The following is a 21,679-nucleotide window of genomic DNA, read 5'->3' on the forward strand; positions in this document are numbered from 1 at the left end:
AGATTTTAATTTATTGGGTTTTTATAAATATAGATAAAACGCACTGTTCAACAAGTTATATGGTGTACCTTGAAGTAAACGTGAGCTTCTAATTGCTTATTAATACCCTAAAAACTACGTTTTTAAACGCCAGCAAGCTGTGAGTCTACAGGGTTTATACCCAAGTTTCAGAATATGATTTGTAGACGTTGAGCTTGCTCACGTTAGAAGCAAAGCTTCTCATTACTTAATACTCTAAAAACTACGTTTTTACCCGCCAGCAAGCTGTGCGTCTACAGGGTTTATACCCAAGTTTCAGAATATGATTTGTAGACGTTGAGCTTGCTCACGTTAGAAGCGTAGCTTCTCATTACTTAATACCCTAAAAACTGCGTTTTTACACGCCAGCAAGCTGTGCGTCTACAGGGGTTATGCAAAAATCCCCAAATTCACTATTTACCACCCATAAAAAAACGGCGCTAAATTTAGCACCGTTTTTAAAAGTAATGAGAAAAATTTACGCTTTTTTCTCTTCACAACTTGAAAGGTATTCGTCAAACGTACCCTGGAAGTCGATTACTTTTTTATCTTTAATATCAATGATACGCGTCGCTAATGACGATACGAACTCACGGTCATGGCTTACAAAAATTAGCGTGCCTTCAAAGTCTTTAAGCGCATTGTTAAGCGCTTCAATGGCTTCCATATCCATGTGGTTAGTTGGTTCGTCCATAACAAGAACGTTAACGTCTTGCATCATTAACTTACCGAATAACAAACGGTTTTTTTCACCACCCGAACAGTTGCGCGCTTTTTTATTTGAATCGTCAGCTGTAAACAACAAACGACCCAGCATGCCGCGTACCATTAAATCGTTATGATTAACTGTGCGCCACTGCGACATCCAATCAAACAAGGTTAAATCGTTATCAAAATCTTTAGTGCTGTCTTGCGGGCAATAACCAAAGGTCGCATTTTCAGACCATTTAATTTCGCCCTCTAAACTTTTAAGCTCGTTAACTAAACAACGTAAAAAAGTAGTTTTACCTACCCCGTTTTCGCCAATAACAGCAAGCTTAGCGCCAGCTTCTAGTAGTAGGTCGCCGCCAGTGAATAACTTTTCGCCATCAAAACCATGGCCAAGCTTGTTAACTTCAAGCGCTTGACGATACATTTTTTTACCTTCGTCAAACGAAAGCGATGGACTCATACGACTCGACGATTTAACTTCATCAAGTTTAATTTTATCCATTTTTTTAGCGCGTGAACTTGCTTGTTTTGCTTTTGAAGCATTAGCACCAAAACGGTTAACAAAGTCTTGTAGCTCGTCAATTTCAGCGCTCTTTTTAGCATTTTCAGCTAAAAGTTGCTCGCGCTGCAGCCCTGCTGCTTCTAAAAACTTCTCGTAGTTACCAGGATAAATACGCAGCTCGCCATAATCTATATCGGCCATATGTGTACATACAGAGTTTAAAAAGTGACGGTCATGCGAAATAATAATCATCGTACATTTACGCTTGTTAAGCTCGTTGGCAAGCCACGTAATTGTATGAATATCCAAGTTATTGGTAGGCTCATCGAGTAGCAGTATGTCTGGGTTTGCAAATAACGCTTGTGCTAAAAGCACACGTAACTTCCAACCAGGTGCAACGTTTGCCATTAATCCATAATGAAATTCTTTATCGATACCCGCTTCTAGCAAAATTTCTTCAGCGCGGCTTTCTGCCGTGTAACCGTCCATTTCAGCAAATACGCTTTCAAGTTCAGCTACTTTCATACCATCGTCTTCGCTCATTTCTGGCAAAGAGTAAATACGTTCGCGTTCTTGCTTTACTTTCCAAAGCTCAACGTCACCCATAATTACAGCGTCTACAACGCTATACTCTTCAAAGGCAAACTGGTCTTGGCTTAGGTTACCTACTTTTAACCCTGGAGTAATAGATACATTACCCGCGCTTGGCACAAGCGCCCCGCTTAAAATCTTCATGAAAGTCGACTTGCCGCAACCGTTAGCGCCAATTAAACCGTAACGGTTACCGTTACCAAATTTAGCTGAAATGTTTTCAAACAACGGCTCTGCGCCAAACTGCATCGTAATATTTGCGGTGGAGATCAAAAAAGGTAATCCTAGATAAGTACTGACAGGAGTACGCTGCAGCAACACGCCACAAACAAGAACCAGACAATAGGGTAAATTAGCTGGCGAATTATACAGATCAGCCAAGAGGAAGGGAAGATAAAAGGCGCTTTAAATTAAAGCAAAAACAGATAGCGATAAGTGATTTTACAGCTCAAAACAGTTAATAAGTTTGATAAATACGTTCTGTGGCCTTTTTATTTTTTTGAATTAATTGATTAATAACCGATAGTTCATCAAGCGTAACCGTTTTTTTACTCAGCATTAAATGCACAGGGGCTTTGTTAAAAAATGCCATATTAGTAACCGGTTCAATATTTAATGATTGTTTTAAAAAAAACAGCCCCGACAAAGCGTCTTCAATCACAAAATCTACCCGCTGTTTATTGAGCATTTCAAAGCGCTTATCGGCGGTCGAAATAAGCACAACTTGCTTAGGATATGCTTTTTTAAGTTGCTCGAACTGCGCGCCATAATAACTACCTCGATTAACGGCAATACTAAAGCCTTGGCTAAATAGTTGTTCAATTGAACTTAAATTAGGGGAAAGCGTATTTTTATAAAGCAGCATAACCTCGTCACGGTAGCTTTGGCTAAAATACGCAAATTTGCTTCGTTTTTTAGTTTTAGTTGCCGCAAACATAATATCTATACGGCCTTGCTTTAACTCTTCTTGTGCGCGTAAAGAGCTAGGTAATACGCTAAATTTCAAGCAAAAAGGGGAGCCTTTAAACAACGTTTTTATAACGTTAATTTCAATACCCGACAACACCCCGTTTTTTAGCTCAACATAAGGAGGCCAGTAATTTTCATTTGTGCCAACTTTAAAAGTTTTATTACATGCGTGCGCATTAAAGGTACTTAACAGTAATACAGCAAAAACGACTATTATAGTTTTCATTACACTCCAATTAGTTATAGCTGCCAATTAAACATTACTCAAATAGCGCCTTAAGTGCCGTTTGATTGTTTTTTATGTGTTTATTTATTACTTCAAGCTCTTCAACCGACACCGTATCTTTGCTTAGCATTAAATGTATTGCGTCTTTATTTATAAATTTGATATTTTTAACCGGTGCTAAGTTTGAGCTTCGTTTAATAAAATAAGCACTCGCTAGCTCATCTTCAATTGCAAAATCAATACGTTGCTTATTAAGCATTTCGAAGCGCTTGCTCATGGCGCTGGTGTACTCAATTTGTTTTTTATACGTTGTTTTATATTGTTCAAATTCTTCACCGTAATAACTACCAAAGTTAGCGCCTACAGTAAGGCCTTGTTTAAAAATATCTTCTAAGCTATCAACATTGTGTTGGTTGTTTTTGTTTTCGTATAAACGCATTACCTCCGTACGGTAACTTTCACTAAAATGAACATATTTAGCACGATTATCGGTATAGCTAGCCGCCCAGCCTAAATCAATTCGGCCATGTTTAAGCTCAACAAAAGCGCGCTTTGAATTAGGCAGTAATTCAACCTTAAAACAAAAAGGCGAGCCGGCAAATATAATGTTAAGTGCATCTACCTCTGCGCCTTGTAATTCACCATTAATACCTAACACATATGGCGGCCAAAATGCATCGTGCGATGCAACACTTAAAGTTCTTTCGCAAGCAAACACAGTAGGCGACACGTTAAAAATTAAGCAAATAAATAGGGTTATTAGTTTATTCATTACGCCTCTAATACAATTAATTATTGTTTGTTTTTAATACAGTATAAACTAGCTTGAGCATTTTAGTGCTCGGGTTGTGTAAAAATGTAAATAGCTCACTAAGCAGAGAAAGGTAGCTGAGCGTTTAAGTTTAACAATTGCACTTATTTTATAAACTTAAGAAAAAATATTGTTGCTAACTTTATCAATCGGTACACTACAAATAAATTTATGAATAGTAGAGCAAGTTATGTCGCCAACCAAAATACGTAACGATGTTGTAAAACTCAGTGAATTGAGCACTAAAAAACCAGATTATTACTTTATTCAGGGTTATTTAATGGGGTTGGGTGTATTACCACAAATGCTTAACCCTAGTGAGTGGCAACCAGATCTATTTGGAGATCTTAATGTTCAAAATGCGACTGAACTAAAATACTTAGAAAGCTTAATGGCTCTTTATAACCAGTGCATGGAAAAAGTAATTCAAAACGAATTAAAAATGCCTGCTAAGTGTAGCCTATCTAAACAAGATTACCGTGATTCACTTAAACCGAATATGCCTCTACCAAGTTACTGTAAAGGGGTTTTACAGGCGCTTAAACATATAAATAAGCGTATGCTTGATGCAGAGCAAAAACAGGCCCTTAATAACCTAAACAGCGTTTTAAAAGCATTTTCTAATGAAAAAGCAGCAGCAAAAGAATTTGGTGAATTTGCCCAATATAACGCCCAAGAATATAAACGTAATTATGTTTATTTTATGGCCGACGCTATTTTTGAACTTCGATTTAGTAACGACCTAACTTTAAGTGATGAAGATGAGGCACAATTTAACAACAGCTTTTTAGACGAAGAACCAAATGAATTAGATGAGCTTGATGAATTACTTGAACTTGTACTCGCCGATACAGAGCTAAAAGCACTTGAGCCAATGCAAATGTTGCTAGAAATCATGGAAGGTGGGCTTATAACTAAGCAATTTATTAAAGACAATGCTGGGCATTTTTGGGGACTACAAGAAACTCGCCCCTATATGATGCTTCGCGCGCATCGAGCAAAAATACACGCACTGCATGGTTATACCGTAAAAGCACAATCAGAACTCGAAGAGTTACTAAAGCTAAACCCAAACGATAATCAAGCAAACCGCTTTTTATTAATGAACTGCCTAATTATAAATAAAGAGTGGGAGAAGTTAGAGGCTTTATTAGCCGACTTTGACTTTCAAGAACTACACGCAACAGCAAGCCGTGCGCTAAGTGCTTTTGTAATGCATGGCGATTCAAAACCCGCAAACGATTACAAAAAAATGCTCCAGCAGCAAAATAAACACTTTACCAAAATACTCACCGGCCAAGAAAAACTAAAAGAACAACAGCCACCATATTACAGCCCAGGCAGTAAAGAAGAGGTGGGTGTTTACCTTGAGTCGTTAGGTAAACAGGCATGGATTTCGGTTCCCGCGAGTCTTTTTTGGCTAAGAAAAAAGTAATAACTAAACGCGTAAAAAGTGCTAAGCGTGATTTATGTCGCGCTTAGTACTCACATCAGCGCTTAATAATAACAGCGTATTAATTTAAAAATTTCTACTTATTAAACCTGTATTTAATGCACTTGTTCCTGTAGATTGAACAAATAATGAATGCAGTATTAACAGTGCCTTAGCTGTTAAACGATTAGCCAAGGAGCGGTGAGTCTCGTGTCAAACGCCACGCTTACTTATTACAACCAAAATGCCAAAGCCTTTAGCGACTCAACACTAAACGTTGATATGTCGGCGCTTTATGCTGAGTTTTTACCGCACGTTGCACAACACGGGAGTATTTTAGATGCCGGTTGTGGCAGTGCACGCGATGCCGCATTTTTTAAAACGCAGGGTTTCACTGTAAGTGCGTTTGATGCAAGCCCAGAGCTGGCAGAGTTGGCAAGCAGTTACTTACAGCAACCGTTAAAAGCGAAGCTTTTGAGTTTCGACGTAATTAATGTGTAGGTGCGATTTTATATCGCGCTGTGTATTGTAGACGCGCAGCTTGCTGGCATTAAAAGCGAAGCTTTTGAGTTTCGACGTAATTAATATGTAGGTGCGATTTTATATCGCGCTGTGTATTGTAGACGCTCAGCTTGCTGGCGTTAAAAGCGAAGCTTTTAAACTTCGATGTAATTAATGTGTAGGTGCGATTTTATATCGCGATCATAAGTTTTTTTTGCGTGGGATTCAGAGGATTAAAGGGATTAAAAACCTCTATTCGAGGTTATATCGCGTTGGCGATGGCAACCAAAGGGCGGCATTTGAGAGATATTTTGACATTGTACGAGGTAATTCGTCCATGAAGCAGGGTTCCTGTCAGCATCCATGCTTCCAATTCCTCGTGCTGCGAAGCTTCGCTTCCGTCACTCGTCACCCACGGCGCACCCGAAGATCACACAGTGTCTTCAACTTACGTTAATGATGTGAACGTAACCAGCGTAGATAGGCCATCCATGGCCAAGCTACGCTTTGTACAGCATTGCCTAAAGGGATTTAGGTACTTGGAATTTGTCGGGAACAAAATTCCGCCATGCTGTAAATTACTCATCATTAACTCAGTTTCAGGTGTGATCACGGGGAATTGGAGTGTGTTGGTAGATTGGTGTTTATAAATGTAGGCGTGAGTTTATCTCGCGCTTTTGGGTTGTAGGCGCAGAGCTTGCTCGCGCGAAAAGCGAAGCTTTTAAATCTCGGTGTAATTAATATGTAGGTGCGATTTTACATCGCGCTCATAAGTTGTTTTTTGCGTGGGATTTAAAGGCGCGGATTAAAAACCTCTATTCGAGATTTTATCGCGTTGGCGATGGCAACCAAAGGGCGGCATTTGAGAGATATTTTGACATTGTACGAGGTAATTCGTCCATGAAGCTGGGTTCCTGTCAGCATCCATGCTTCCACTTCCTCGTGCTGCGAAGCTTCGCTTCGGTCACTCGTCACCCACGGCGCACCCGAGGATCACACTGTAGCTTTAACTTACGTTAATGATGTGAACGTAACCAGCGTAGATAGGCCATCCATGGCCAAGCTACGCTTTTTACAGCATTGCCTAAAGGGATTTAGGTACTTGGAATTTGTCGGGAACAAAATTCCGCCATGCTGTAAATTACTCATCATTAACTCAAGTTTCAGGTGTGATCACGGGGAATTGGAGTGTGTTGGTAGATTGGTGTTTATGAATTTACTTGCTAGTTAAATTTAAAGCTTAAACATTTATATTAAACCTTTCTTTTACAAGCTTGCTTACTTAAGTATAATTCTGCGCCTTGCAACTATCTAAAAACAGCGGTATATGACTAAATTAACAGCAATAGATCTATTTTCAGGCGCAGGTGGCTTTTCTTTAGCCGCTCATGAGGTCGGTTTTGATATCTTAGCTGCTGTAGAATTTGACCAACATGCTGCTAATACTTATCAACGTAATATAGTTGAACGTCTTGGGGCTAACACTCATGTTTATGCTGAGGACATAATGCCACTCAACATAGATGCATTAATGAGTGAAAAGGGCCTCAAGTCTGGTGATTTAGATCTTTTGCTTGGTGGGCCACCATGCCAAGGTTTTTCAACACACCGAATAAAAGGTCGTGGAGAAGACGATCCTCGTAATCAGCTTTTGTTGAGATACTTTGATTTTGTTGAAAAGTTGATGCCAAAAGCGTTTTTAGTTGAAAATGTGCCAGGTTTACTTTGGCCTAGACATGCTTTGTACTTAAATAAGTTTCTAGAATTAGCTAACGAAAAAAAATATAAAGTTATTACTGGCAAACCATTAATCATAAATGCAAGAGACTACGGTGTTCCTCAAAGCCGCAGGCGTGCTTTTATTCTAGCTGTTAGAGAAGATATTGATATTGAAAATCTTGAATGGCCACCAAAACCAACACATATAAAACCTGACTTTGATAAGCCTCTTACAAAAAACATATGGAAAAGTGCCTCAATCGCTTTTGAACGGCCTGCTGAAGAAGTACTAAAAAACCTAGTGCCTCGCATGAGTAAAGTGCTTGGTTGGGAGGCAGCTAAGTCTAGGAAGATCGTTGAATCATTAGAGTTTGGCAAGCCATTAAAAGAGAGCGATTCTTGTAATATACATATGAATCACCAACCATTCATGATTGAGCGCTTTAACGATACTGAATTGATGGGTAGCAGGGATGAATTAGAGTTTACGCTACCATGTCATCAAAATGGCTACTCGGGTCATAAAGATGTTTATGGAAGAATATATTTTCATACTCCCGCAAATACTATTACGACAGGTTGTAATAACCCTTCCAAAGGGCGTTTTTTACACCCATGGGAAAATCACGGAATAACGCTTCGCCATGCCGCGCGTTTGCAAACCTTCCCCGATGATTATCAATTTTTAGGTGGCGTAATGGCTGCTGCAAGACAAATAGGTAATGCAGTCCCAATTGATTTAGGTAAAGCATTAATTAACCAGATAAAAGATAAACTATTAGATTAAAACTAATAGTTTATCTTTTATCTTTAAAACCATATTATTAGATTAATTAAGGGAATTATTAATCAGGAATAACATGGTTGCTTCAGTTTCATTTCAAACACGTGCCCGCACAATTGACCATCTCGGTCGAGAACAAATCGCTGATTGCCCTACTGCAATTTCTGAACTCTGGAAAAATGCATATGATGCATATGCTCGTAATGTATCTTTAAATATTTTTGACGGTGAGCTACCTGTTTCTTCACTTGTTGATGACGGACATGGTATGTCTATTAATGATGCTAGAGATAAGTGGCTAACAGTAGGCACTGAGTCTAAAGCTACAGGTATTGAAGTAGATGAATCAGAGCGGAATGGATTTGAAAAGGTTCGTATTAAACAAGGTCAAAAAGGTATAGGTCGTTTATCTTGCGCGGCTTTAGGCTCTTTGATGTTACTTGTGAGTAAAAAGAAAGAGCACCAGTTTGTAGCTTGTCTTCTTGATTGGCGTTTATTTGAAAATCCTTACTTAATGTTGCACGACATTAAATTACCAATTGTTGAATTTGAAACTCGTATTGAATTAAAAGATCTATTACCAACAATGTTTGATTCCTTGATGGGTAATATCTGGGGCGATGGAGATGACTTTAGTCGAGATAAACGTATAGAGTCAGCTTGGGAGCTATTCCATGAGCAAGAACTTCGCGAAGAGAAAGACTCAACAAAAGAGGCCATTGAATCAACTGTAATAGATACTTATTTTACTGAGCGCCACTTTGATACTTGGCCTGTATGGAATGGAAGGGCAGCATGTGGTACTGCGATGTTTATCGCAGACTTACATGAAGACCTAACCGCTCAACTATCTTCTGATTCAGGATCTGAAATTGATGGTGCTGAACAACGCGCCAAAGAACGTTTAATTGAAACTCTCAATAGCTTTGTTAACCCATTTAATCAAGACGATGAAGAAGGTATAACTGATTTTAACACTTCAGTTGTTGCATGGAATGGTAATCTACAACGACTTATTATTGACGAAGTACGTAATTTTAATATTAAACAGTTTGAGCAGCTTGAGCATATTATAGATGGTATCGTGGATGAAAATGGAAAGTTTGTAGGTAAAGTTAAAGCGTTTGGCGAGTGGCATAATGAAATTAAAGTACCGCCTAAATCTAACTATAGGATGCGAAAAGATACAAAGTTCGGTGAGTTTAAAATCAGGCTGGGTACTTTCGAAGTAAACCGAAAAAACAGTTCATTATCCGACGAATTACATTCAAATTTTTTCGAAATGAGAAAGTACTTTGGTGGTGTAATGGTATTTCGTGATGATTTGCGAGTAATGCCATATGGTCGCGAAGATAATGACTTTTTTGAAATAGAAAAAAGGCGTTCAAAGAATGCTGGTGCTTTTGTTTTTTCCAACCGGTCATGCTTTGGCGGTGTTTATATCACTAAATCTTCAAACCCAAATTTGAGAGATAAGGCTGGGCGAGAGGGTATTATAGACAATAAGGCTTCAAAACTGTTTCGTGAAGTTGTTGAAAATATACTAATAGAAGTCGCAAAACGCTTAATTGGCAGACACTCGGATAATAGAACGATAAAACTCGATGAAATTAATGCCTACCACGCAGCAGAAAAAGCAGCAAATGATCGCAAATCACTACTAAGAAAAGAACGCAATAGAGTTAAAAGCTTAATTAATAAAAATACCCCTTATTTGAGTAATACTCAACATGAGTTAAATGAATTAGCGGCTTATGTTGAAAGTGATTGCCAAATGAATGATCAGGATGAATTAGTTCGTTTACAACATGAATTAAGCGAATTGGATGGTAAAATCAAAGATTACTCATTATCGCCTATTCCGCGAACACTAGGCAGTATAGAAATAGAATATCGTGAATATCGAGATGTAGAAAATAATCTTAAAACTCTCCTTAACTCGTTAAAACAGACTATAAATAATGCTATTGATAACTTGGTTGTTAAAGAAGATATTGAAATAGCAGAGAAAAACTTCGCAAGTAAAGCTGGCGTCCTACATCAAAAAATTCGGAAGTTAGCGAGTTCTGGCAGAAATATATTAAAAGAAGAAGTACAAAGGTTTGATAAGCAAATTGATGCTGCAAATAAAGCATTTCATCAGAAATTATCAATACATTTAGATGATCTCGCGGCTAAAAGAACGACCCTACAAAATGTAAATTCCATAATAGAAATTGAATATCAAAAGCAAGATATAGAAATCACCCAAACTCTCAATGCTTATATTAATGCTTTAGAAAGCTTAAAAGAGCAAATTGATTTAGAAGGACTAGCAATTCAGTCAGTAAATGAAAACAGCCGTTTACAAAAGCAAAATGAACAACTTCATGCTCTAGCGCAGTTAGGGATTTCAGTTGAGATTATTGGGCATGAAATTGAGGGGCAGGATATGACAATTGAGCGAGGTTTAAAAACACTCGCAGAGTCGTCATTAAATCAGAAACAGAGCACCGCACTTGAAAGTGTCACCCAAGCCCACCAATCATTGAGTGATTCTTGGCGTTTTTTAAGTCCACTTAAATTAGCTGGTGAGAAAATTCGTATAAAAATGACAGGTAACGACATCTACAATTACGTTAATAATTTTTTTCAAAAACGTTTAGAACAAAATCAAATAACCTTTGAACAAACTGACGCATTTAAAAAAATTAGTATTTATGAACAGCCAGCGAAAATTTACCCAGTGTTTATTAATTTAATCAATAATGCGAGATATTGGGTAAAAGAATCTTCAGACTCTAAAAGACAGGTTTTGCTTGATGTGAAAGATGGTCAAGTTGTTATTGCAGATAATGGACCTGGTGTTGATATTGATGATGTAACGGAGTTATTTACTTTGTTTTTCTCTAGGAAACAACGTGGTGGTAGAGGTGTGGGATTATATCTTTGTAAAAGTAATCTTGCTTCAGGCGGTCACAAGATTTTTTACCAGACAAATGATGAACAAAAAGTCCTATCAGGTGCTAATTTTGTGATTGACTTTAAAGGAATAAAAAATGCTTGAGAACAATTTCGACTATAAGCCTTTTTTGAAAGAAGCATATATTCAACCAATCAGAACCGTAACCGTAATCGATGATGAATACCCTACTTTAGAGCACTTAGTTACTAAAGGTAAAGAAGGTTTTAAAGGCGATGACATAGAGCGCTTATCAGATATTATTAAAGTCAGTAGGGGAGATCAGTTTAATTGGTTGTTAGATGTATATGATGGAAAAGAAGAAGTATTTGAAACAAACAACGTATCTAGGCGTTTGCACCATAGTGATTTATTAATTCTTGATTATCACCTAGATGGTGAGGATGACGGCTTATGCCAAAAGTCCTTAGATATAATTAAACATTTAGCTGACAATAGGCATTTTAATATAGTGGCTGTTCATACAAAAGGTTATACAGGTGAAAAAGGAAGTGTTAATGATGTTCTCTGCGACATTATCGCATCATTACAAGTTAAACCTAGAGCAGTTAATTTAAATGATAACTTGAAAACTAATATAGAAAGTGCAGTGGATGATTGGTCTGATGATAGCCCCGATATTAGAAAGGAGTTATTAGATTCAATTAGCAAAATTGACTTGCTTTATCTAATTCACAATAGCTTAAACTCTTTATTTTCGCCTGCATTTGAAGATGAAAAGTTACAAGCTTTCACGAATATATTTGAACAGAAGCCAGATGAAGTGAAACTAGTTAAACCACTATTACTTAAATGGTTGATTAATGAAAAATATAGAGAGTTTGAGGGTATTGCACCTAACGAAGCAGTAAAACATTTTGATTGGGGTGTTGAAAATGATATTAACTGGATTAAAACAGAGGATTTATTCTTAACAGTTGTGGGTAAACGCACTACTCAGGTAAACGAAATACCAGAAAAGTTATTATCTGCAATGGAATGCTGGAGACCTCATCCACACAAGTTGATTTTATCTAAGCTTCGTAATGATGTTGAAAGTAAAGGGATATCTGCATCAAGTAACATACTTAATAAAAAACACCTTCAAGCCGCTTGGCTTAAAGAACTACTAAAAACTAGTACGGAATATGAGTCAAAAACGGCTGCTTGGTCTACTGTTTCAAAATTATGGGAAGAGCTGGCAACAGAGATTAAAGGTGACTTAGGTGATTTTACAATTCGATTACTAAGTGCACTGAATGTAGCTGAAGCAGATAAGAAGAAACTACTAAGTTACTTTGTTCCAACTGAAAGTGATACTGACGAATTAGAACAAGTTAAACATGCAAATTGTTTTAGTTGTAGCAGAAAGATAAGTACACATCATATTATTACTGGCCATATTTTAAAAATTGGGAATAGCTACTTGCTTTGTTTAACTCCTATCTGTGACTTAGTGCCCGATCAAAAAAACAATGACTTAAATATTGTAAAAGGACAAGAAATAAAGGCTCTTATGCCTGTTACGTTAGTTCAAATGTATGATGCAAATGAGGCTTTAAAATTAACAAGGGAAAGTATGAGAGCCAGTCTCAACTTACCTAAAGAGCACTTTCCAGAGCTTTCGAAGACTGAAGTGCTACAACAAGTAATAAATTACTCTACACAGAATAATTTATTATTTATTCAACCTGATGGTCCCGAGGGTGATATTAAGATCTTAAGTTTCACTGCGGGGTTAGATGGTAAAGCTAATCCAAAATCAAAAAATTACTACATTGAAAATCAGGGAATATTTCAAGAGGGAGAGCCTGTAAATTTACATATTGCAGAGCCATGTGATAAAGGAGTTGTGCTTAAGGTCACACCTCAAAAAGGTATAGTGGTTGCTGAATTGAGGTATGAATACGCTCTAAACTTATTAAGCAGACTCGGCTTTGCCAAGTCTAGAGTTGGTCTTGATTTTATAAACTGAGCCAACTTCGTGACATATACATGAAAAAACCAACGACAAACATGAAAGCAGTTGCTTAGGCCGCTCCCCCGTGATCACACCCGAAATTTAATTAATGATGAGTAATTAACAGCATGGATGCTGTTAAAAGCGTAGCTTTGCAGCTTGAGGAAGTGGAAGCATGGATGCTGACAGGAACTCGGCTTCAGGGATGAATTATTAGCAGCAGAGCTTATTTGAAGAAGACCGCCCCTTGGTTGCCAACGCCAACGCGATATTAAGTCAATTATTTTAAAAGCTTCGCTTTTCGCGCGAGCAAGCTTTGCGCCTACAGATGTTTGAGTGAGCTTTGTTTAAAAGCCAAAGCGCGATGTAAAATCGCACCTACGGTTTCGTTGAGAGTGGTGTTTAAATTAATGTAGGTGAGGTTTTATACCTCGCATTGTGTTTAGGCGTGTACAAGGTTGCAGCGAATAAACCCATCTACAAATTAAAAGCTGCGCTTTTCACGCAAGCAAGCTTCGCGTCTACAGGTGTTTGAGTGAGCTTTGTTTAAAACCAAAAGCGCGATGTAAAATCGCACCTACGGTTTCGTTGAGAGTGGTGTTTAAATTAATGTAGGTGAGGTTTTATACCTCGCATTGTGTTTAGGCGTGTACAAGGTTGCAGCGAATAAACCCATCTACAAATTAAAAGCTGCGCTTTTCACGCAAGCAAGCTTCGCGTCTACAGGTGTTTGAGTGAGCTTTGTTTAAAACCAAAAGCGCGATATAAAATCGCACCTACGCTTTGTTGAGTGTGGTGTTTGTATTGTTGTAGGTGAGGTTTTATACCTCGCATAGTGTTTTAGGCATGTACAAAGTTGTGGCGATAAAGCCCATCTACAAATTAAAAGCTGCGCTTTTCACGCAAGCAAGCTTTGCGTCTACAGGTGTTAGGTGAGCGTTAAGGTTATATAAGCCAAAGCGCGATGTAAAATTGCACCTACGTTTTTGTTGAGTGTGGTGTTTACATTATTGTAGGTGAGGTTTTATACCTCGCATGGTGCTTTAGGCATGTACAAGGTTGTGGCGAATTAACCCATCTACAAATTAAAAGCTGCGCTTTTCACGCAAGCAAGCTTTGCGTCTACAGGTGTTAGGTGAGCGTTAAGGTTATATAAGCCAAAGCGCGATGTAAAATCGCACCTACGCTTTGTTGAGCGCGGTGTTTGCATTGTTGTAGGTGAGGTTTTATCTATGAATCTTTGTTTAGCTCTGTAATCGCTTTAATACTAAATGCGTGCATAGTTATGTAGTGTTGCTTTTTAATGATTGTTTTAACGATACTTTGATCAATATTTAAGTAATCGTGAACAAGAGCATTTCGTAAGCCTATAATTTTACGCCATGACAGTAGTTCTACCTCGCTCAAAAAGCCTAAATTAGTAAGTTCGCTAAATGTTTGATAGGCGTTGCTACTGGTACTACTTTTGTGCTGCTTAAGCCAATGCTTTGATAAACCAATACACACCTCGGTCATTAACTGTAGTAATCGCTCTGCAGCTCGGTAATCTCTGCTATTAAGTGAATCGATTTGACTGAGTTCGTCGAGTTCTTGCATATATTCGTCAATATGGCGTGTTACTTCACTTAAATAAAGTGTAATTCCGGTATCAGTCATGTTTACTCGCTATGGTTTCAAATTCGAACTGGCTATATATACGCTGCTGCTCTTTCATCGCTCTAACACTATTATTGCTTATAATTATTTTTCCATATTCAATAACGTTGAAAGCTAAATAACTTGGAATAATATTTATATCTATAATAGAAACAAGTTGCTCATTGAGGTTGAGTGCATTACTTATTTCAAGCTCAAGCTCTTTTGGTCTAAGGCGCTTATCAAAGAACTCCAGATCAAAGTTTTTAAATGCTACGGCTAAGTCAATGTCACTATGGGGTTGGGCTGTCCCTTTTGCGTGGGAGCCATATAACCAAACCACGTCAATGTCGGTGTTTTGCTGCAAGTACTTAATTATTTTCTGTATAACTTCATTTGCCACGAAAAACTAACCATTGATAAAAACTGTAATAATAACCTATCAGTTTTCTAGTGAACATTAAAATTGATATTTGTTTTATTTAGGGCGTGTTGACCTTTGTGGGTTGAAATTTGTTCAATCTAGGGGCTATTTAATCGCGGCGCGAGGTTTGTAACCTAGTGGGCTTGGTGACTGCTCCTACTTTACCCTACTGGCTTAGATCCATGTAAGAATAAGTAAAAGCCGAGCAACAAAGAGTTAATCGTCCCTAAAAAAACCAAAAGGCAGTGCATGTTTGGTATTTATGCTGCGTTATCGCCTATTTATGGGGAATAACCACATCACATAGACTCTCCCTTGCCTGAATACCAAACAGTCTGCTGCAAAATCAATCACGAAAGGTCACACGCCCTAATAGCAAGCTGGGCTTCTGCAGTTGCTTAGGTGAGCTATCAATCTCAAAGTGTCATTAACTTAGCTTAAGTAATTTATGTTTTAGATTCGATTCTATTATTTATAAATAAGGTAAAGTTAACTTGTGGACGATAAATATACATTTAAACTCAAAAATAACTTATTTACTTCTGAATTAGCCCACATTGATTTATGCATAAAAATAATTAATAAAGTTGCAAATAAGCTAAGTGAGCAAATAATACAATTACCAAATATGGATGCGTTTATTTAGGTTCGAAAAATAAATTAAAACCAAAAGCGCGATGTAAAATCGCACCTACGGTTTTGTTGAGTGTGGTGTTTACATTGTTGTAGGTGAGGTTTTATACCTCGCATTGTATTTTATTTAAACCAAGAACAAAGCGCGATGTAAAATCGCACCTACGGTTTTGTTTAATGTGGTGTTTACATTATTGTAGTTGAGGTTTACACCTAGTTTTAAATTGCTTGTTTATTTCTTCTCTGTGTAGCGCTTAAAAGTAATGAGGCAATTAACACAATTATTCGCCTCATTGTATGAGGCGAATAATTGACGTAGACTGAAGCTAATCAATTTTAGGACATAAAGACTATGTGGATATGGCAACAGCAAAACTGGCCAAACTTTACGTGGGATGATGCGGCGCTTGCTCCTTTGCTAAGGGAGCTTTCATATAATCAAGGTTTATTAGTAGGGCGTATGGGCGTGCAAACTGCTCATCAAAAGCAGCAGGCCCTTGATACCTTACTTGCAAATATTATTCACTCCAGTGCGATTGAGGGCGAAAAACTTAATGCATTTTCGGTTCGCTCTTCACTTGCAAAAAAGCTCAATATTGATGAGCAGCCTTACCCAACAACTGTGCAAAGCGATAATCTTGCAGAGATTATGCTTGATGCGATAAATAACACAGACTCAGCGCTTAATTTAGAGCGAGTGCTTAATTGGCATCGCTTATTGTTTTCAGGTGAGCAAAGCTTGTTTACTAAAATTGAAGGCGGGCAATTGCGTGGTGACGAGCCTATGCAAGTAGTGTCGGGGCGCTTAGATAAACCGATATTACATTTTACAGCGCCTCCTAAAGAGCGAGTAAATAAAGAGCTTTCACTATTTTTTAACTGGTTTAACAAAGCGCAAAATGAACCTCAAATAGACCCTTTTATTCGGGCAGCTATCGCACACTTATGGTTTGTAACAATACATCCACTTGAGGATGGTAATGGGCGTATTACACGGCTTATAACCGACCTGGCATTAGCGCAAGAACATGCTGAGTCAATTCGGTTTTACGCTATGTCGGTGGCTATTTTAGAAGACAGAAAAAGCTACTACGAAGTGCTTGAAGCAACTCAGCGTGGAGAGCTTTGTATTACAAAGTGGATTAAGTGGTTTTTACGTACGCTCAATAATGCGATACACCATACGCTTAATAATATTGAGCAAACAATTTTTAAAACCAATTACTGGGCAAGTAAAGATCAAACAAAGTTAGGTGAGCAGCAAGTAAAAGTGCTTAATAAGTTACTCGATGGCCAATTTGAACAGGGTATTAGTGCGAGTCAGTATCAAAAAGTGGCTAAGGTTAGCCGTGCAACCGCAACACGCCATTTATCGGACTTGCAAACGCTTGGATTCATTAAAAAAACCGCCGCAGGTGGGCGTAGTACACGTTACAAGGTTGTCCAATGAGGCAATTAAATACCTATTCGCCTCGTCATGTGAGGCGAATAGGGGTTTGAATTGTTGTAGGTGCGGTTTTATACCTCGCATGGTGTTTTTGTAAAAGCCAAGACCAAAGCGCGATGTAAAATCGCACCTACGGTTTTGTTGAATATGGTGGTTTAATTATTGTAGGTGAGGTTTTTTACCTCGTGAGCGCTTTATTAAAGCCAAGGCTAATGTGAACTCCCACCCATAGCTTTAATTTTTGCTTTTTGGATTAGTAATGTTGATGTGTTTTTTCACATTTATAGGTACACTCTTTTAAAGTTTTAATTCAGGGAATGAATAATGATTAAATGGATTTTACTAATTTTAACCACAGTATTTACTACAAAACTATATGCTGATGAGGCCTACTTCCAAACTCGTTGCGATAGCATTAAAAAAGAACGCGAAACTATTCGGTCTAAGCTTAGACATGGATACAGTATTAAAGAAGGCGAGTATTTAACCTCACGCGATAAATTCTTATTTACCCAGCTTGCTAATCACTGCAGTAAGCCTAAAAAGAGTGGTAGCGCTTATCAGGCTACTTCTTCTACCTCAACTCGTACGCCTAATAGCAATTGGTTACTCAATCAAAAAGTATCAAACATGTCTTTGCACAGCGATAGCTATAAAGATGCCGCTAAGCTTGATGCTTGGTCAACATTTTATAAACTACCTAAACGTTGCCGTAAAAAAGGGATAGGGTCGGCCGACTTTGTGTGGTGCAGCGAATATAGGGGTAAGCAAAAAGATCTTTTTGAAGCACAGTGGAAAGAGCACCCATAAATATGTTTAAAACTAAATTACGCGTGGTATTTGTATTTTTTGTGCTGCTAATTGCGTCGGCACTTATTGCTAATCATTTTACTGGACGGGTATTTAATTATAGTGACCCAATTGGTGAGGTTAAACGCATATATAACTATCTAGCATCGCAAATAGTTACTGAGCCTTTAAGTACAAAACGGCCCGAAAAAGTAAGCACAACGACATTGCAACATACGTTAGTATCTGCCGATAATCACTTATCACAAGTTAACAATACGCGTTGCGTAGATGTATCGTTAGGTGAGGTTAAATATAAACGTAATGGCGATATATTTACGTGGACCGACAGTGAGGGCGTTCCTCATTTTAGTGATAAAAAGCCTGACTTTGCAGTAGCAACTTACAATCCTGGTTTTGTTGAATCGCTAGATTATTTTGATCTTACTTTAAATACACCTAATTTACCGTCGTCATTTAATCAAGAGTTGCACATTAAGCTCAATACGGTATTTAAGGCGTATGGCCAAGTAATTGGTGTGCATGCGCTTAAAAAGGTGAAACTAAACCTAACGGTTTTGGCTACTCGCAGTGCTTACGAGTCGGCAATAAAGCATCGCGGTGGTGACCCTAAAAACACTGCGGGTATGTATTTTCACGGGAGTAATTCTGCTTTTATTCATTATGATAATGGACAAAGTGCAATGCGTACGTCGGTTCATGAAGCGGTGCACGCCATAAATAAGGCTGTATTGGGTTACACACCAAGATGGCTAAATGAAGGGTTTGCGGAGTACTTTGAGCTGACTAAAAATAATATGCAAACAGGTATTGTTGAACCAAATAGATCGTGGACAAAGAATAACAATATTACTAAAAGTGTATTTACAATTAATTGGTTAATCGGCTTAGAGGATACGTGGAGAAAAGGCGATAACAGCAAACTTTATGCAAGTAGTTGGGCTGCTATTTATTTTTTAATGGATACACAAGCAGGTAGAGCTTTACTAAAAAATATAATGCTTACTGAGCAACAATCACCGTGTAGCAAGTTGTCTGCAAAAAAGTTAAAAAAAATGCTGTATACGCAATTACCAAATCTTAAGCGTGAGTATTCTCAGTGGTTAAAAATGCCTTTTAGGGCTCATAATTTTTAACCTGTCTGTATATTGATGAGGTTAATGAGCGGATTAGGGTTATTTATGCGTCATTCGCAGTAATTTGAAACTAAAACCAAAGCGCGATGTAAAATCGCACCTACGCTTTGTTGAGCGCGGTGTTTGCATTGTTGTAGGTGAGATTTTATACCTCGCATGGTGTTTTATTGAAACCAAGAACAAAGCGCGATGTAAAATCGCACCTACGCTTTGCTGAGCGCGGTGTTTGTATTGTTGTAGGTGAGGTTTTATACCTCGCATGGTGTTTTATTAAAACCAAGAATAAAGCGCGATGTAAAATCGCACCTACGCTTTGCTGAGCGCGGTGTTTGTATTGTTGTAGGTGAGGTTTTATACCTCGCATGGTGTTTTATTAAAACCAAGAATAAAGCGCGATGTAAAATCGCACTTACGCTTTGTTGATCGCGGTGTTTGCATTGTTGTAGGTGAGGTTTTATACCTCGCATGGTGTTTTATTTAAACCAAGAATAAAGCGCGATGTAAAATCGCACCTACGCTTTTGTTGAGAGTGGTGTTTGTATTGTTGTAGGTGAGGTTTTATACCTTGCATGGTGTTTAGGCATGCACAAGGTTGTAGCGATAAAGCCCATTTATAAATTAAAAGCTGCGCTTTTCACGCAAGCAAGCTTTGCGTCTACAGGAGTTAGGTGAGCGTTAAGGTTATATAAACCAAAGCGCGATGTAAAATCGCACTTACGTTTTTATCGCAGGCAGATCATTCTTTGGTTTGCATTTTTTTAGCGCGTTCTTCTGCGTCAATGAGTGCTTGTGATTTAGGTGCGCGTTTTTTTTCTTCTATAGTTGGCTTTTCTGCCGAATTTGGATCCCAGCTTTCATCAAGCGATAAGTTTGCAAATGGATTGCTGCTTGCTTTGTTTACTGTTTCTTTTTTTTCAGCTGCACTCTTTGTTGTTTCATGCTCTGCGTTTATAGGCCTTGGTGCTGCTTTTGGCATTACTTTTTCGCCTGGTAGCGGAGCATTTGGATCGAAGGTGCGTATTTCTGGTTCTTTAAAATTGTGCGCGGAACTAAAGTTGGTAAACTCTGGGGTCGCTACTTTTTTAGGTGTATGTAAATCGTCAGTAGTTTCGCTAGGTTTTAACGGTTCTGGGCTTGCGATAACCGGTTTTAGCTCATTATTTATGAGTGGATTACTGTGCACGGTTGCAGAAGATTGTGTTGTTTGTTTAGGTTGTTTTTTTATAGGCTGGGCATGGGGGTCAAGTTCTTGTACTTGTGGCTCAGTGAAGCGATTGGCCTTGTTAACTTGCGCTTCAGTGGTTTTAGCGGCTGCTGCAAATTCGGTGTAGTTTGGTTCTGATTTTGGTTTTATTTCAGTAAATGTTGCTTCGTTTGTTTGCGCTAATGTTGTAGGCAAGACTTCGTCAATATTATTGTGATCGGTGTTTATTTTTTGTGTTTTATTGGCTTTTAATTGTGGCTGGTTGCTCTTTATTGTTTTATTTTCATCTATTATTTCAGGCGCATTGATTGGCGTTTGCTTGGTTGGCGCATCTTTCGTACTTACGTTTAATGGTGGGGCTATTTTTTGTGATTTAAGTACCTGTGTTTCAGTTACCACAGGCGCAATAATTTCGGCTTTACTTTGTTTAGTGCGACGTAAACGTATTAATACCATCACAGCAATAAGTATTACTATTACAAATAATAAGCTAGGTAAAAGCAGCGAACTTTGATCTATTGGTACAGGTACAATAACCGGTGCTGGTTTTGCTACGGGAGCAGTTATATTTGCTGGTGTTTTAACCTTTACAGGTACACTGCTTTTTAGTGGCTGTGTACTTTGTTGATCAATAACTGATTTGGCTTGAGGCTCTGCATTTATTATTACTTCATTATTAATATTTGGCTGTTCAATCGTGTTTTGTTGTTGCTCATTTTCAATACTAACGGGCAGTGGCATTTGTAGTGTTGCTGGATTTTGTGGCGTGTTAAGTGTTGGCTCCACAACTTGAGATTGCACTGGTGTTATAACCGGAGCTGTTTCTATTGGCGGCTTTGGGTATGTTTGGGCTTGTTTCGGTTTGTTACAGTTATTGTTGTAGTCGCGTATTGCGTTTCTGTATTTTCGACTTGTTTTATCACCACTATTTTGCTGTATTTCTTGTTTTATAAGTATGCACATGGCTTCGTTATATGCTGCGCTGTTAACGCTATAAAATAGGGCAAAACAAAAGGTAAGACGTGTTAGTAAAGTGATCATAAAAGTAAATAGCGCTTAAACATTAATAGTTCGATTTTAAGCGCAAAACTAAAATTTATCTAGGGCCTGCTTATCTTTCGAGGTTGTATGTCTGGTATTTAGGCAAGGCAGAGTCTATGCAGTGTGGTTGCTCCCCCTAAATTGAACAAATTTTAATCCTAAAAGGCGACAGAGCCTAAAACTT

Annotated in this window: 13 protein-coding genes and 1 pseudogene; 8 read left to right on the plus strand and 6 right to left on the minus strand. The window is 38.1% G+C overall.

The genetic code is table 11. The features are described from left to right. Positions 1-496: 496 nt before the first annotated feature. The 3 genes from D172_RS20775 to D172_RS20785 all read right to left on the minus strand — a co-directional run bounded on the left by D172_RS20775 (position 497) and on the right by D172_RS20785 (position 3,789). Positions 497-2,095, minus strand: coding sequence for an ABC-F family ATPase (locus D172_RS20775; protein WP_081824564.1), 1,599 nt, complete (start codon positions 2,093-2,095; stop codon positions 497-499). A gap of 184 nt (positions 2,096-2,279) precedes the next feature. Then, positions 2,280-3,017: a substrate-binding periplasmic protein gene (locus D172_RS20780; protein ID WP_007379003.1), complete on the minus strand. Its 738-nt coding sequence runs from the start codon at positions 3,015-3,017 to the stop codon at positions 2,280-2,282. 34 nt (positions 3,018-3,051) lie between these two features. Next, on the minus strand, positions 3,052-3,789 hold the full coding sequence (locus tag D172_RS20785; protein ID WP_007379004.1) for a substrate-binding periplasmic protein: 738 nt from the start codon (positions 3,787-3,789) through the stop codon (positions 3,052-3,054). Between the two features lie 229 nt (positions 3,790-4,018). Between D172_RS20785 and D172_RS20790 the strand changes: the two genes are divergently transcribed. The 5 genes and pseudogenes from D172_RS20790 (at position 4,019) to D172_RS20810 (ending at position 13,180) form a co-directional block, all read left to right on the plus strand. After that, a complete protein-coding gene (locus tag D172_RS20790) occupies positions 4,019-5,263 on the plus strand; it encodes a UPF0149 family protein (RefSeq protein ID WP_007379005.1) in 1,245 nt (414 codons plus the stop codon). Between the two features lie 207 nt (positions 5,264-5,470). Further along, positions 5,471-5,731, plus strand: a pseudogene (locus D172_RS20795) (class I SAM-dependent methyltransferase); the annotation flags it as partial. A 1,357-nt stretch (positions 5,732-7,088) separates the two neighbouring features. After that, positions 7,089-8,267 (plus strand): DNA cytosine methyltransferase, encoded by a 1,179-nt coding sequence (locus D172_RS20800; protein ID WP_007379009.1) that lies wholly within the window; start codon positions 7,089-7,091, stop codon positions 8,265-8,267. A 73-nt stretch (positions 8,268-8,340) separates the two neighbouring features. After that, complete coding sequence (locus tag D172_RS20805; protein ID WP_007379008.1) at positions 8,341-11,310, plus strand: ATP-binding protein; 2,970 nt, start codon at positions 8,341-8,343, stop codon at positions 11,308-11,310. Further along, positions 11,303-13,180, plus strand: a complete 1,878-nt coding sequence (locus D172_RS20810) for a response regulator receiver domain (RefSeq protein WP_007379007.1) — start codon at positions 11,303-11,305, stop codon at positions 13,178-13,180. Before D172_RS20805 ends, D172_RS20810 begins: the two co-directional genes overlap by 8 nt. Before the next feature lie 1,215 nt (positions 13,181-14,395). Here the strand turns inward: D172_RS20810 and hepT are convergent. Both hepT and mntA read right to left on the minus strand, forming a co-directional pair. Then, positions 14,396-14,821, minus strand: a complete 426-nt coding sequence (hepT, locus tag D172_RS20815) for a type VII toxin-antitoxin system HepT family RNase toxin (RefSeq protein ID WP_007379065.1) — start codon at positions 14,819-14,821, stop codon at positions 14,396-14,398. Then, entirely contained in the window at positions 14,814-15,203 is a 390-nt protein-coding gene (mntA, locus tag D172_RS20820; RefSeq protein WP_007379066.1) for a type VII toxin-antitoxin system MntA family adenylyltransferase antitoxin, read from the minus strand. Before mntA ends, hepT begins: the two co-directional genes overlap by 8 nt. Before the next feature lie 1,006 nt (positions 15,204-16,209). Here mntA and D172_RS20825 point away from each other — a divergent pair. The 3 genes from D172_RS20825 (at position 16,210) to D172_RS20835 (ending at position 19,250) form a co-directional block, all read left to right on the plus strand. Next, positions 16,210-17,307, plus strand: coding sequence for a Fic family protein (locus D172_RS20825; protein WP_007379068.1), 1,098 nt, complete (start codon positions 16,210-16,212; stop codon positions 17,305-17,307). 321 nt (positions 17,308-17,628) lie between these two features. Next, complete coding sequence (locus D172_RS20830) at positions 17,629-18,114, plus strand: hypothetical protein (RefSeq protein ID WP_007379069.1); 486 nt, start codon at positions 17,629-17,631, stop codon at positions 18,112-18,114. 2 nt (positions 18,115-18,116) lie between these two features. Next, the gene (locus D172_RS20835; RefSeq protein ID WP_007379070.1) at positions 18,117-19,250 is read left to right on the plus strand and encodes a DUF1570 domain-containing protein; all 1,134 of its coding nucleotides are present in this window, start codon (positions 18,117-18,119) and stop codon (positions 19,248-19,250) included. A 736-nt stretch (positions 19,251-19,986) separates the two neighbouring features. Here the strand turns inward: D172_RS20835 and D172_RS20845 are convergent. Continuing rightward, positions 19,987-21,495, minus strand: coding sequence for a hypothetical protein (locus tag D172_RS20845; RefSeq protein WP_007378988.1), 1,509 nt, complete (start codon positions 21,493-21,495; stop codon positions 19,987-19,989). Positions 21,496-21,679: the final 184 nt, after the last annotated feature.

Source organism: Pseudoalteromonas sp. Bsw20308 (genome assembly GCF_000310105.2).
Classification (GTDB): Bacteria; Pseudomonadota; Gammaproteobacteria; order Enterobacterales; family Alteromonadaceae; genus Pseudoalteromonas; species Pseudoalteromonas fuliginea.

What these genes read in the sequence shown, in the direction of transcription:
- D172_RS20800 (WP_007379009.1), top strand. Translation starts at nt 7,089, where the DNA reads ATGACTAAATTAACAGCAATAGATCTATTTTCAGGCGCAGGTGGCTTT.
- D172_RS20835 (WP_007379070.1), top strand. Translation starts at nt 18,117, where the DNA reads ATGTTTAAAACTAAATTACGCGTGGTATTTGTATTTTTTGTGCTGCTA.
- hepT (WP_007379065.1), bottom strand. Translation starts at nt 14,821, where the DNA reads ATGACTGATACCGGAATTACACTTTATTTAAGTGAAGTAACACGCCAT.
- D172_RS20845 (WP_007378988.1), bottom strand. Translation starts at nt 21,495, where the DNA reads ATGATCACTTTACTAACACGTCTTACCTTTTGTTTTGCCCTATTTTAT.
- D172_RS20785 (WP_007379004.1), bottom strand. Translation starts at nt 3,789, where the DNA reads ATGAATAAACTAATAACCCTATTTATTTGCTTAATTTTTAACGTGTCG.
- D172_RS20810 (WP_007379007.1), top strand. Translation starts at nt 11,303, where the DNA reads ATGCTTGAGAACAATTTCGACTATAAGCCTTTTTTGAAAGAAGCATAT.
- D172_RS20780 (WP_007379003.1), bottom strand. Translation starts at nt 3,017, where the DNA reads ATGAAAACTATAATAGTCGTTTTTGCTGTATTACTGTTAAGTACCTTT.
- D172_RS20790 (WP_007379005.1), top strand. Translation starts at nt 4,019, where the DNA reads ATGTCGCCAACCAAAATACGTAACGATGTTGTAAAACTCAGTGAATTG.
- D172_RS20830 (WP_007379069.1), top strand. Translation starts at nt 17,629, where the DNA reads ATGATTAAATGGATTTTACTAATTTTAACCACAGTATTTACTACAAAA.
- D172_RS20825 (WP_007379068.1), top strand. Translation starts at nt 16,210, where the DNA reads ATGTGGATATGGCAACAGCAAAACTGGCCAAACTTTACGTGGGATGAT.
- D172_RS20805 (WP_007379008.1), top strand. Translation starts at nt 8,341, where the DNA reads ATGGTTGCTTCAGTTTCATTTCAAACACGTGCCCGCACAATTGACCAT.